Here is a 12662-nt window from a genome sequence, read left to right on the forward strand (position 1 = left end):
TAAAATTCCATTATGACTAAACAACCGATTTATCTGGATTACAACGCCACTACTCCGATCGATCCACAGGTGGCGGATGCCATGCTGCCCTACCTGTATGACCATTTTGGCAACCCTTCCAGCAGCCACGCTTACGGCGTGGAAGCCAAGCTGGGCGTAGAGAAAGCCCGCCGGCAGGTAGCCGGTATGCTGGGCTGCCATGCGGAAGAAGTCATCTTCACCAGCGGCGGTTCCGAGTCTAATAACTTCGCCATCAAAGGCACGGCCTTTGCGCGGCGCTCCCACGGCAACCACATCATTACCAGTGCCATCGAGCACCCGGCGGTATTGGAGGTATGCGCGTACCTGGAAAAACAGGGCTTTCACGTGACCTATCTGCCGGTGAATGGGGAAGGGTTGGTGGATTTGGATGTGCTGGAAAAATCCATTACTCCTCAAACCATTCTGATCTCTGTAATGCATGCCAACAATGAGGTGGGAAGCATCCAGCCCATCCGTGAGATTGCCGATATTGCGCATAGGCACAATATTATCATGCACAGCGATGCCGCCCAATCCATCGGGAAAATACCGGTGCGGGTGGATGAGTTGGGTGTGGATTTACTTTCCATAGCCGGACATAAGCTCTATGCGCCCAAAGGCATCGGCGCGCTGTACATCCGCACGGGCACCGAACTGCAGAAGATTATTCACGGCGCGGAACATGAGAGCAACCGCCGGGCCGGAACGGAAAACGTGCTGGAAATTGTCGGGTTGGGGCAGGCTTGTGAACTGGTGCAGCAGCACCTGGATGAATATAGCGCCCACATGCAGATCATGCGCGACCAGCTCGAAAACGGCATTCTGGAAGAGTTCCCCTGGGCTAAAGTAAACGGCAGCCGCGAGCGCCGGTTACCTAACACGGCCAACATCAGTTTTAAAGGCATTGAAGCCAATACCATCCTGGCGGAAATGGTGGACGTGGCGGCTTCGGCTGGCGCGGCCTGCCACGCTGAGCAGGTGGATGTGTCGCACGTGCTGGAAGCCATGCATGTACCGGTGGATACCGCCATGGGCACGATTCGCTTTTCGGTGGGGCGCTATACCTCGGCCGAAGACATTGAGACTGCCTTGACGGAAATCAAGCGCGTGATCCACAGCCTGCAGCCGGAAGCACCCGAGCAGGTGATGGAGAATGTTGACGCAGAGACTATCAAACTGACGCAATATACGCACGGTCTGGGCTGCGCCTGCAAGCTGCGCCCGCAGCTTTTGGAAGAAGTATTACAAGGCTTGCCCGTACCGCATGATTCACGTATCCTGGTAGGCACTGAAACCGCCGACGACGCAGCGGTCTTTGCCGTCAGCGACGACCTGGCGCTGATGCAGACCGTAGACTTTTTCACGCCCATTGTGGACGACCCGTATGAATTCGGCGCCATTTCGGCGGCCAATTCGCTCAGCGATGTGTACGCCATGGGCGGCACGCCGCTGTTCGCGTTGAGCATTGTGGCTTTCCCCGGTAACCGCCTGCCCATGAGCGTTTTGGGGAGCATCCTGAAAGGCGCCTCCGACAAAGCCGCGGAAGCGGGCATTGCCATCATTGGCGGGCACACCGTGGATGATACTGAACCTAAATTCGGGTTGGCAGTGACCGGTTCGCTCGATCGCGATAAAATCCGCACCAACGCCGGCGCGCAGCCGGGCGACGCCCTCATCCTGACCAAACCCATCGGCACCGGCATTCTGTCAACAGCCCTCAAGCAGGGCGCGTTAAGCCCGCTGGAAGCCCGCCCGGCCATCGAATGGATGTCCAAACTTAACCGCGGCGCGGCTGAAGTGATGCTGCAAACCGGCGCCAACGCCTGCACGGACGTGACAGGCTTTGGCTTGCTGGGACATTTGCTGGGTATGATGCGCGGTTCCGGCACCAGTGCCCTGATTCACGCGAATGACGTGCCTTGGATTGAGAAAGCCTACGAGTTGGCAGCTTCCGGAATTGTACCGGGTGGCACCAAGAACAATATGAGTTATACAGAATCCTCTGTAGTTTATGCAAATAATATTTCCAATGTGACACGTGCTTTGCTAAATGACGCACAAACCTCCGGCGGCCTGCTGGTAAGCCTGCCGCAACCCCAGGCCAAAGCCTATCTACAGGCCATGCAAGAACGCGGGGATCTGGCGGTTCAGATTGGCGAAGTCGTAGAAAAGCAGGAACGCTTCATAACCGTCGATTAATTCTTTGCGGGAATTACATACTTGGTGGATGATATGCCGGTCTTTTCAGGCTGGCTATTTTTAGGCTCCTTTCCTGCATAAACTTGCATCCTGATATTGCGCAGGGAGTATTAATCCTTGTGTAAAAAAATTCTAATATTAGTTTTAGGTTTGTCATATATATTGGTAGAGTATTCTTGGTTATCATAATGAAAAATTTGGAGATAAACATGAAAACGAAATCAATTTTGGCAATAGTACTGGCGGCGCTTGTTGTAGCTGCCTGTTCATCATCCGCTCCCACCACCGCACCGGCTCAAACAGATGCGACCGCTGCCCCCGCAATAACGGAAGCGACCGCAACCACGGCAAGCGATCAGGCGGCCGTTGCGACGGATTCCGCTTCGGCGGATGCTCCAGCAGAAGCTACCGTAAGCTTCAGCCAGGACGTCTGGCCGATATTTGAGCAATATGTGGTCAAAGCGCACGGCGGAAAAGGCGGTGTTTTCCTGGAGAACTATGACGATATTATGAATTACGTTGTACCGGGTGACCCGGAGAACAGCATGCTTTACAAGGCCATAACCGGTGATGGTGTTAAACGGATGCCGCCTCCTCCAGAAGCCCCACTCCCGGATGCAATGATCCAGACGATTTATGACTGGATTGCGCAAGGCGCATTGAATAACTAATATTGCCAAATCAATCGGATGGCTAATCCTAACCGGATGCCGTCCTTCGAAAAGTAAAATAAAAAGGAAGCCGAGTACTCGGCTTCCTTTTGTATTACTGCTGGGCATCAAAGAAGCAGTTTGGAAAATGCCCAGCATTTGAAGGGGAGAGATTAATCCTATTTCTTAGCGTCCAGTTCAGCCAGCGCCTTGTCGTAATCATAATTTTTGATATATTTTTCGTCCCAGACTTTGGCGGAAAGCTCCTGGTAAGATTTTCCATAGTCGATCATGCCCTGCATATATTCCTTGTCCAGCAGGGCTTCCTCAGCTGGCGGGTTTTCCGGATCAGGTTCATTCTTGGCAACGATCTCGCGCATTACGTCGTGATGGTCGCGGATGAAACATGGTGCCAACAGGTTGCCGTGTTTGCCGTTGCCGTTTTTGTTGCGGTAACCGGCTTGCCATTTGCGGATGTCTTTAAAGAAAGCTTCTTCATAAACGTCGTTCAAATCTTTGCCTTCGGCGTAAACCGTATTGATGTTGGTGGGCGAGTAAGGTACAAATACACAGGGCATGACCTTGCCATCCCAGTTGATATAGACGTACCCTCCACCGTTGCTGCGGCCGCTGGCAATGCAGCCATCAACCAACGTACCATGGTTCCAGAAATCGGGCAGGAAGATGTGCTTCTCGCGTACCAATTCCCACGAGCGCTGCCACATCCACAGCCTTTGTTCGATAGTAGGCATCAGGTCCAATGTATAGGAACGGCCAATTGGCATATAGTGGAATATCCAACCGTAAGCCGCACCCTGATCCATGAAGAAATAATCCATGAATTCATCGGAGAGGATTTCCTCGCAGTTGTATTTTGTGGCTGTCAGCGAGATGCCGAACGGCACGCCGTATTTGCGCAGGCTGGCCATGGCAGCCAGAATCTTATCGTATGTACCTTTACCGCGCCGTTCATCGGTACGGTCGCGCCAGCCTTCCACGGAAATTGCGGGGGAAAAGTTGCCCAGCTCAGCCAGGCGTTTCGCGGTGGCGTCATCAATCAGGGTGCTGTTGGTGTAGGACATGAAGAACATATCATTGTGCTTTTCGACCATATCCAATAACGTTTTACCCTGGTCTTTATAGGTAAAAGGCTCTCCACCGCTGACAACAATGAATAGGTTGCCGAAAATATCTTTAGCCTCGGTCAGGATGCGGTCAAAGACGTCCCAGCTCAGTTTTTCGGTGGCTTTACCGGAGTTGGCATAGCAGCCGGTGCAATATAAGTTGCAGGATTTGGTCGGGCTGACCACAATGAAACCGGGCGGGCGTTGTCCGTGCCGTTCAACGAATGCTTGCTGGGCGCTGACATAACCACCGTCCATGGCAATGTTGTTGACCATGATGTCGGCTAACTTCTTGATGAATGTATCGTTGATGGGGTGGTCACCGGTCAGGATCCGTTCCGCTGTATAGATAATTGCTTTGTTCATCTCATAGCGATCTTCACAGACACCGACCGGGAATTTTTTGGTTCTAAGGTTGTTGCGATAGCCATTTTCAGCAGTCTTAAAAGCCTGGTTAAGAATCATCCTTCGGGCGATGCGGTTATTTGCAATGGATTGTCCATGATTACCGACATAATTAACACCCATTCTGAAAAGTTTATTATTTTGTGCCATGTTTCCTCTTTCCTCGCACTAAGCTAAATAAATTGAATGAAATAAAGAATGATGTAGAAAATCCATTTTGGGGTGAGTGTCCAACCGTTTAAGGGATAGGATTGTGATTCCCATATCAAACAGGTAATCCAGCAGTCCCTGTAAAGCGGATTGATCGATGACCTGCCCGGTCAAAATTGTGACACCGTTGCGTTTGTGCCTTACCTGGACCGACTGTAACCATTCGGCCCAGTTCGCTTTGAGATAACCCTGGACACAGATTTGATAAACGTCACTCTTCTTGGACACTATTTCACCGCTGTAATGAATTGCCCTAACGATACCTTTGTAGGACAAGGGCAACAACAAGCGAAAGTATTATTCGAGTATTAGATTGAAAAAATTAGGAGATGATACTGAGGGTTTGGGCTTTGGCAACTGCTTGGGTGCGGTTATGCACATTCAGTTTTCGAAAGATGTTATAGATGTGAACTTTTATGGTGGAAATCGAGAGATGCAGTCTGTAGGCAATTTCCTGATTGGAAAGGCCTTGCGCGATCAATTGGATGATCTCCGCTTCTCGTGCGGTTAACGCTTCTATAATCTCACCGTTTACTTCCTGCAATTTGTTTTTCTGGGCTTTTATTTCCATCTGCGGGAAAAGCGCCAGCAGACTGCCCGCGAATATTTCCTCGATGTGATTTTCGATTGCGTCATAGAGCAGATTGATGATATCCGGTCCCTGTTCCAGGAACACACGGATCTGGTTTTCCTTTTTTGCTTTGCGCAAAGCGACCCCCAGGTATTTAAGGGCTTCCCGATGCTGGTTCAGTTTATGGTATGCGACCGCTAAAAGCACATCGTATTGAATGATGAAGTCATCCAAATGAGTGTGTTCGGCGCGAGCTAACAACTCTTTTGTGTGGATTATCGCTTTTTCGTAATTGTTCTTGCGCAGCAATGCCCAAGCGTAGGTGTATTCCTGAATGTCCATCAGGAATAATTTGGAAAGCAAGAGGGAATTGCCTGATTGATCGGTTGCGGAAATTGGCGACTGCTCTAAATGTTTCAGGTCGCTGTTGGATATTTCCTGACCCATCAGGATCTTCAATTGAATGATACGGCAGCCCACCACAAAATCGTCCAATTCCGTGGTGTCAAAACGTTCGGCCAATTCCTCTGCCTTTCGCATGGAATTTTGGGCGTCCTTAAATTTATTTTGGGCTACTTGCACCCGAGCCAGCGAGGTCAAACCGCTGAAAAAATGCAAGATCTCCCAATCTTTGGAGAGGCTCAAGCTCGTTTTCAAAGCTTCTTCCGCTTCGGGCAGCCTATTCCACTTATACAAAATTTCACCTAATCCAATAAACGCCGTGCTGCCGGCTGAGACGTACGCTTCTTCGCCGATATAAGCCAGGTCAAGGGCGTGTTGGAAGATATCCCAGGCTTTGTTTAGCCTTCCCTGAGTTTTGTAAATATCTCCCATAAAGCTCAACGATGTGATTGCGATAGCCAGGTTGCCGCTGGTTTGGGCTTTTTCATGGGTTTCTTCCAACTGGTGAAGCATGCTCTCAAGGTTGCCTTCGTAGATCAGGGATTGGACGATTTCAATTAACCCCTGCAGGATCTCATCTTCATGTTCGGGTAAAGCTTTGATCGTTCCGATCATGCGGATTGCTTCCAGAAAATTACCCTGGATTAGGGAAATCAGCACCTGAACGATGGAGTGGTCGAATTCATTCTCATCTTTCAGATTTTCCATAATGTGCAGGATCTTCTGAGTTTCATTGTAGGGCCGTCCCTCAAGGATCATAGCAATAGCGTAGTAGGCACACAATTTGGGATTCGCGTATAAGAAGCTTTCCGGAAGACGTTCAATCCAGCGCGCGAAAGTAAAGAATTCACTGCGCTTAAGTACTTCTATCCCCTGGTCTTGTATCAGGAGGGCCGCCTGATCAGTATCGCCTGCCAGGAAACGTTGGTCAATAGCTTCCGCGTAATGGCCGTTTCGTTCGAACCAGAGGCTGGCTGCCCGGTGGAAATCAATTACCTTTTCCGCATCCTGGTTGGCAAATTGGCTTTGCAGCAGGTCGGTAAAAAGTCGGTGATAGCGATACCACTCATCATTGTCGTCCAATGAGATGATAAAAAGATTATTACGCTCCAGGTAATCAATGATCTTTCGGCTGTCGCTGCGCTGCAGAACAAAGTCGCACAATGGAGCGCAGAAACGGTCCAAAAGGGATGTGTAAAAAAGCATCTCGATGATTTCAGCGGGCTGGTTTTTGATGACCTCTTCCATCAAATATTCCAGAACATAACGGTTGGTGCCCTTGAAGGACTCAATGAACTGTTCCAGATCCCGTTTATTCTTCTGTTTGCTCATGGCGTTGACAGCCAGTTGCATGCCGGCTGCCCAGCCTTCAATCTTCGCATTGAGTGCGTTCAGTTCCGAGCGCTCAAGCTCAAAAGGCAGGCTGTGGCTGAAAAACGCAGAGGCTTCCGCATCCGTAAAGCACAAGTCTGATTGGCGGATCTCGTACAGGAATGCTTTTGCGCGCCAATTGGCCAGGTTGAGGGGCGGGTCACAGCGCGTTGCCAGGATCAGGTGAACGTTTGGTGGCAGATTTTCGATGATGTAATTCAACGTATCATGAACGGCAGATAAATGGATGTGCTGGTAGTCGTCCAGAACCAGGATGACCTGCGCGTTGGCTTCGCATAGGCAATTGAGCAGAATATCCAGACGCTGCATTGGGCCGAATTTTGTGGACAGCAAATGCTCGTTGATTTCGGATTTCAGTTCCTCAGAGGGATATTTGAGCAATGCCTGCACCACATAGTCCAGGAAATGCATGGGGTCATTATCGCTTTCATCCAGGGTGAGCCAGGCCGGTTGATGTGCGTATTCCTGGATCCAATCGGCCAGCAGGCTGGTCTTTCCAAATCCTGCCGGGGCGGAAATCAGCGTGATGCGGTTTTTGAGGTTCTCTTCCAACGCGGCGGTCAACCGCCAGCGGCGAATTGCCCGATCTGGAAGCTTGGGGTAGAAGAACTTTGTTTGAAGAAGGTTCGCGTTCGTGTTCATATCCACACCGTGTGACACTTAGGGCAAGTGTAGCATATTTGCTAAAATGTGAATCTATTTAATAGGGAATTTATAAAATTTACTATAGTAATTTGGATTAAAGAAAAGAAGAGAAGTGACAAACACCACTTCTCTTCTTTTTAAACCATGCGATTATTGAGAATTCAGACTAGGAATTCTGGAGCGGATCCAGATATTGGTGGATATTTTCGACCGGTTCAGGGTAATCCATTTTCAGGCTCTTGAGTTGCTTCACAATGATATGGGAGATGACCAGGTCGCGGTACCAGTTGTGATTAGCCGGGATGACGTACCAGGGAGCGTAGGGTTTACTGGTTTTATCGATGACGTCCTGATAAGCTTCCATATACGCATCCCAGTATTTTCTTTCTTCAATATCACCGGGATTGAATTTCCATTGCTTTTCGGGATTTTCCAGCCGTTCAATAAAGCGTTTCTTTTGTTCTTCCTTGCTGATGAATAAGAAAAATTTCAGGATAGTTGTACCTTCATTAGCCAGCATTCTCTCGAATTTATTGATCTCTTCATAGCGTTTTTTCCAAACCTTTTCGGGATCCAGTTCGTGCACGCGTACAACCAGCACGTCCTCGTATTGCGAACGGTTGAAGATGACAATTTCTCCGTTGGCAGGGACTTTTTGGTGGATTCGCCACAGATAATCGTGAGCGTTTTCCAACGGGGTGGGGACTTTGAAAGAGGCAACTTTTACACCCTGCGGATTAACCCCATCGAAGATGGCGCGAATGGTACCGTCTTTGCCGCCGCTGTCCATGGCCTGCAAAATAATCAGGACTTTATGTTTGCTTTCCGCGTATAAAACTTGCTGCAATTTAACCAATTGCTTGCGCAGGGATTTCAGCTCTTTTTTCGATTCTTTTTTCCCTTCGGGTGCCAGCGATTGGTCATCCGCGTCGAAGTGGCTCAGCACGATTTGATTGCTGGAACTTGCCAGATACTCTTTTACGTTCATCTTCACCTCTCCTTTACTCTTTCATGGATAGAATGCGCTGCATCATTAGCGGGTCGTCGCGCAGCAATTCACTGGCCGGTAGGCGCTGTACCAACTCGGCCCAATTCGGGTTTTGCTTGAAAACCTGCGCGAAAATGGGCAGGGCTTCCTCGACTTTTCCCATGTCCGCCAGCGTGACAGCCTGCCAGAAGGGAAGCTCGTCAATGTCCGGAGCCAGTGCAGCCGCCTGGCCGTATTTTTCCAGAGCGCCCTTTATTTCATCCTCAGCCAACAGTGCATCGCCCTGATTCATCAGGTTGTAAGCGCGCTGGATATTGAGCAGCCGTTCCAGTTCCACAAGCGGCTGCGCGGAATCATCCACGCGCACATCAACCAGCAAATGTTCCAAGGGTTGGTCGCTTTTAATGCTGTCGGCAATCAACATGCAGGCGCTTTGCTGCCCGCGGATGTCGCCGCCGGCGGTTTGCGCGGCCTGCAGGGCAGCCAGCATGCGCAGGCTCAGGTCACCCTGTGCTTGCTCGAACGCCGCGGCCATGGCCGGCCAAACGCTTGCGTTCAGCATCATGTTAGCCTGTACGGAAAAGCCCTCACCGGTCTGGTGCCCGGCGGCGCTGATGCAGCGCCCACCGGTGTGCACCGCGATTTGACCTTGGGCGTCTACGATGGCGACCTGGCGCAATTCACGGCCTTCATCTATAGCCAGCAGTTCCTCCAGTACCTGGCGGGCGGGTTTGCCGCTGCGCAACGCTTCCAATCCGCGCGGCCCGTAAGCAGGTTCAGTCATGGATTGGGTGGCAATGGCGCCCACGCCGGCTTCCACCCAGGGGCACAGCGAACCGACCGCAAACCAGTGCGACTGCACCGCCACGCCTAACTGGCCGGTTTTCTCATCTCTGGCAACAATTGAGTAGGTATGTAGAAAAGCCATTTCACACCTGAAAATTAATTCCGCCGCCAGCGTACAAACATGGATTGGTTGATTTTGCGCCCGGCTGATTTTTCCTGCTGTACCATCCAGCCGTATTCCGTCTGACCTTTAAAAGCGCGCAGGGCATCGTTCACCCAACGGTAGAGTTCAAAAGGTTCGTTCTGAACATCGTACGCGGTCAGATAAAAGAACAGTGGCTGCGGGGAGAGAATATTCCGGCAGGCCTGCAACAGTTCCTGGACGGTTTTCTCGAATTTCCACACTTCACCCTTGGGCCCGCGGCCGAAACGCGGCGGGTCCAGCAGGATTCCATCGTAACGGTTGCCGCGCCGCACTTCCCGTTCCACGAATTTGAAGGCATCGTCCACGATCCAGCGGATTGGTTTTTCCGCCAGGCCGGAAAGCTGTTGGTTTTGCTGCGCCCACTTGACAGACGCGCGCGAGGCATCCACGTGAGTGACTTCCGCGCCGGCCCGGGCGGCAAATAATGACGCGACACCCGTGTAACCAAACAGATTTAATACCTTTGGGCTGGATTGTGCGGATCGAATTTGTTCCTCAATCCACAACCAGCCGGGCAGCTGCTCGGGGAAGATGCCAATATGGCGGGAGTTATGGATGCGCAGCTCGACGATCAGCCCGCTCAGATCTATGGTCCATTCTTTCGGGAAGTCCTGCTTGAATTGCCATTCGCCGGACTGCTTGCCTTTTTCAAGGCGGAAGACAGCGTCCGTGTTTTGCCATTCGGATAATGGCAGCGCGGGTTTCCAGATTGCCTGGGGCTCAAAGCGCGTTAATTTCAACGCGCCAAAGCGCTCTAATTTTTGCGCGTTACCGCTGTCCAAAATCTCATAATCTTTCCAGCCAGCTGTGGTAGCATGGAGGGGTTCTTGTTTATTGTTATGTGCCATAATTCCTATTTTTTGTTAATCATACACTACAGTAGTTGTGATATAACCAAATTCTTCGAAGGGTATAATTTTGCCATAAATAGCCATGAATACAAACAACTTTGAACAACTCATCGACCGAAAATATACCAACAGCATTAAGTGGGACCTTTACCCGGAAGACGTTTTGCCGTTGTGGGTAGCGGATATGGACTTTGAAGCGCCTCAACCGATTGTCGCTGCCCTGCAGCAGCGCATCGATCATCACGTTTTTGGGTACGAAGGTCCGGATGAAGAATTATTAAAAGCAATTTGCGATTGGGTGGGGCGCCGCCATCATTGGACGGTTACCCCGGACCAAATTATGTTAATGACCGGTGTAGTGTCCGGGATGAACTGGGTGACTAACGCCTTTAAAAAAGAAGGAAAGAAGCTGCTAATCCAACCTCCGGTGTACCCGCCATTTTTTCAGGTGGCCAAAAACACCGATACCGATTTGGTGGAAGCACCCTTAATTTGCGCGGAAGACGGCTATCAAATTGATTTCGATGAATTTGAAAAGCAGGCCGCGGCGGGTGTGGGTGTATTCATTTTGTGCAACCCGCACAATCCGGTTGGCCGTGTTTATACCCGTGCCGAACTGGAAAGGATGGGCGAGATTTGTCTGCGCTATGGCATCACCATTTGCGCGGATGAAATCCATTGCGATTTAGTCTATCCCGGTCATGAACACATTTCCATCGCGTCCCTTTCCGATGATCTGGCAGCCAACACCATCACGTTAATGGCAGCCAGCAAGACCTTTAACATCCCCGGGTTGAATTTCTCTTTTGCGGTTATCTCGAATGAGGAGAGTCGCAAACAGATGAAGAAAGCCGCATCCGGCATGACCGGTCATGCGGAAATCCTGGCTAATGCGGCCGCCAAAGCGGCGTTTACCGAATGCGATGCGTGGTTGGAAAAGCTGCTGGTTTACCTGGAAGGGAATCGCGACTACTTGCTGGATTTCATCCGGGCAGAATTGCCGGAAATAAAATGCTTTCAACCGCAGGGAACCTACCTGGCCTGGCTGGATTGCAGGTCATTAAAGCTTGAACCCGACGCTTATCATTTTTTCCTGGAGAAAGCGAAAGTGGCGCTTAACGATGGAAAAACTTTCGGGAAACAGGGAAATAACTTTGTGCGTTTGAATTTCGGCTGCCCGCGCGCGACATTGCAGGAAGCATTGGAGAGAATGGCTGCGGCGCTTCATTAATAAAATAGAATAGGTAATCTCATGTCTGAAAAAGAAAAAAAGAATTCATGCATGGGGGGTTGTCTTCGCATCGTCGGCAGCGGTATAGGCTTGCTGCTGCTCATTGTTGCACTGGTTGCCGGGGCTTATATCCTGCTGCGGGCCGCCGGCGCATATCTGATATACGCGGATGAATTGCAGCCGGCCGATGTGATTGTGGTTTTAAGCGGCGGAACGGACAGCCGCATGAACGAAGCTTTGAGCCTTTATAAAGAGGACTACGCCAAGATCATCGTATTGACGGAAACTGGTGAGCAAACCGAAGGCTATGAATATCTCAACAGTTTCGACATGCGTATCCAACTGATAAATAACGGAATCCCCAGCGGTAATATCATGATCACCGACCTGACCGTCAACACCACGGTAGATGAAGCAGTGGCCATCCGTGACCTGATGCGGAACCGTCAATTTCGTAGCGCGATTGTGGTGACCGACCCGTACCATACTCGCCGCTCCAAGTTAGTCTTTAACCAGGTTTTCGATGAAACCGGCATTGATGTGATCATGCATCCGGTGCGCTCTTCCTGGTACAACTCCCGCACCTGGTTTACCAGTGTAAAGGGCTGGCAATTTACCCTGCTGGAATATGCCAAACTTATTTCCATGAAATTTGGTGTTTCGGAATAAAAAAAAAAGGACTGCATAGCAGTCCTCTTTAAATTTACTGAAGTCAGAGCAATATTTATGATACGGGCGTGACTTCAGCCGCTTGAAGTCCTTTTGGTCCTTCCTCCACCGAAAACTCAACTACCTGTCCTTGCTTGAGGACCCGGTATCCGTCCATCTGGATTGAGGAGAAGTGCACAAACACATCTTCACCATCCTCACGGCCAATAAATCCGTAGCCCTTGGAGGGGCTAAACCATTTTACGGTTCCCGTAAGACGTTCTGACATTTCTTTTACTCCATATTTTCTAACTTAAATATTTCTCGCAGGTTC

General features: G+C 50.3%; 11 protein-coding genes and 1 pseudogene. 5 read left to right on the top strand and 7 right to left on the bottom strand.

Features of this window, described 5'->3' with window-relative positions; all coding sequences use genetic code 11:
• Positions 1 to 12 precede the first annotated feature (12 nt).
• The 3 genes and pseudogenes from Pelsub_RS15995 to Pelsub_RS07165 all read left to right on the top strand — a co-directional run.
• Positions 13 to 1125 (top strand): annotated as a pseudogene (locus tag Pelsub_RS15995) (cysteine desulfurase family protein); the annotation flags it as partial.
• Between the two features lie 42 nt (positions 1126 to 1167).
• Entirely contained in the window at positions 1168 to 2220 is a 1053-nt protein-coding gene (gene selD, locus Pelsub_RS16000) for a selenide, water dikinase SelD (RefSeq protein WP_408635082.1), read from the top strand.
• Positions 2221 to 2429: 209 nt separating this feature from the next.
• Positions 2430 to 2891 carry a c-type cytochrome domain-containing protein gene (locus tag Pelsub_RS07165; protein ID WP_158675025.1) on the top strand — a complete coding sequence of 154 codons (462 nt, stop codon included), beginning with the start codon at positions 2430 to 2432 and terminating at the stop codon, positions 2889 to 2891.
• Positions 2892 to 3049: 158 nt separating this feature from the next.
• Here Pelsub_RS07165 and Pelsub_RS07170 read toward each other — a convergent pair whose 3' ends face one another.
• The 6 genes from Pelsub_RS07170 to Pelsub_RS07195 form a co-directional block, all read right to left on the bottom strand.
• Complete coding sequence (locus Pelsub_RS07170) at positions 3050 to 4549, bottom strand: radical SAM/SPASM domain-containing protein (RefSeq protein WP_116224407.1); 1500 nt, start codon at positions 4547 to 4549, stop codon at positions 3050 to 3052.
• Positions 4550 to 4567: 18 nt separating this feature from the next.
• Positions 4568 to 4837 carry a hypothetical protein gene (locus Pelsub_RS07175; protein ID WP_116224406.1) on the bottom strand — a complete coding sequence of 90 codons (270 nt, stop codon included), beginning with the start codon at positions 4835 to 4837 and terminating at the stop codon, positions 4568 to 4570.
• Positions 4838 to 4931: 94 nt separating this feature from the next.
• Positions 4932 to 7616, bottom strand: a complete 2685-nt coding sequence (locus Pelsub_RS07180; protein WP_116224405.1) for a LuxR C-terminal-related transcriptional regulator — start codon at positions 7614 to 7616, stop codon at positions 4932 to 4934.
• 169 nt (positions 7617 to 7785) lie between these two features.
• The gene (locus tag Pelsub_RS07185; protein WP_116224404.1) at positions 7786 to 8607 is read right to left on the bottom strand and encodes a polyphosphate kinase 2 family protein; all 822 of its coding nucleotides are present in this window, start codon (positions 8605 to 8607) and stop codon (positions 7786 to 7788) included.
• A 13-nt stretch (positions 8608 to 8620) separates the two neighbouring features.
• A complete protein-coding gene (locus tag Pelsub_RS07190) occupies positions 8621 to 9535 on the bottom strand; it encodes a DUF1028 domain-containing protein (RefSeq protein WP_116224403.1) in 915 nt (304 codons plus the stop codon).
• A gap of 14 nt (positions 9536 to 9549) precedes the next feature.
• On the bottom strand, positions 9550 to 10446 hold the full coding sequence (locus Pelsub_RS07195; protein ID WP_116224402.1) for a class I SAM-dependent methyltransferase: 897 nt from the start codon (positions 10444 to 10446) through the stop codon (positions 9550 to 9552).
• Positions 10447 to 10531: 85 nt separating this feature from the next.
• On the opposite strand from Pelsub_RS07195, the gene Pelsub_RS07200 reads away from it, so the two are divergent.
• Entirely contained in the window at positions 10532 to 11680 is a 1149-nt protein-coding gene (locus Pelsub_RS07200) for a MalY/PatB family protein (protein ID WP_116224401.1), read from the top strand.
• A gap of 21 nt (positions 11681 to 11701) precedes the next feature.
• Positions 11702 to 12349, top strand: coding sequence for a YdcF family protein (locus tag Pelsub_RS07205; RefSeq protein ID WP_116224400.1), 648 nt, complete (start codon positions 11702 to 11704; stop codon positions 12347 to 12349).
• A gap of 55 nt (positions 12350 to 12404) precedes the next feature.
• On the opposite strand, the gene Pelsub_RS07210 is transcribed toward Pelsub_RS07205, so the two are convergent.
• Positions 12405 to 12617 carry a cold-shock protein gene (locus Pelsub_RS07210; protein ID WP_116224399.1) on the bottom strand — a complete coding sequence of 71 codons (213 nt, stop codon included), beginning with the start codon at positions 12615 to 12617 and terminating at the stop codon, positions 12405 to 12407.
• Positions 12618 to 12662 lie beyond the last annotated feature (45 nt).

It is taken from the genome of Pelolinea submarina, from assembly GCF_003966975.1.
In the GTDB taxonomy this organism is placed as follows: domain Bacteria; phylum Chloroflexota; class Anaerolineae; order Anaerolineales; family Anaerolineaceae; genus Pelolinea; species Pelolinea submarina.

Bases quoted from the DNA above. Each gene is read 5' to 3' on its own strand.
- selD (WP_408635082.1), top strand. From the start codon at position 1,168: ATGGAGAATGTTGACGCAGAGACTATCAAACTGACGCAATATACGCAC.
- Pelsub_RS07165 (WP_158675025.1), top strand. From the start codon at position 2,430: ATGAAAACGAAATCAATTTTGGCAATAGTACTGGCGGCGCTTGTTGTA.
- Pelsub_RS07170 (WP_116224407.1), bottom strand. From the start codon at position 4,549: ATGGCACAAAATAATAAACTTTTCAGAATGGGTGTTAATTATGTCGGT.
- Pelsub_RS07180 (WP_116224405.1), bottom strand. From the start codon at position 7,616: ATGAACACGAACGCGAACCTTCTTCAAACAAAGTTCTTCTACCCCAAG.
- Pelsub_RS07185 (WP_116224404.1), bottom strand. From the start codon at position 8,607: ATGAACGTAAAAGAGTATCTGGCAAGTTCCAGCAATCAAATCGTGCTG.
- Pelsub_RS07190 (WP_116224403.1), bottom strand. From the start codon at position 9,535: ATGGCTTTTCTACATACCTACTCAATTGTTGCCAGAGATGAGAAAACC.
- Pelsub_RS07195 (WP_116224402.1), bottom strand. From the start codon at position 10,446: ATGGCACATAACAATAAACAAGAACCCCTCCATGCTACCACAGCTGGC.
- Pelsub_RS07200 (WP_116224401.1), top strand. From the start codon at position 10,532: ATGAATACAAACAACTTTGAACAACTCATCGACCGAAAATATACCAAC.
- Pelsub_RS07205 (WP_116224400.1), top strand. From the start codon at position 11,702: ATGTCTGAAAAAGAAAAAAAGAATTCATGCATGGGGGGTTGTCTTCGC.
- Pelsub_RS07210 (WP_116224399.1), bottom strand. From the start codon at position 12,617: ATGTCAGAACGTCTTACGGGAACCGTAAAATGGTTTAGCCCCTCCAAG.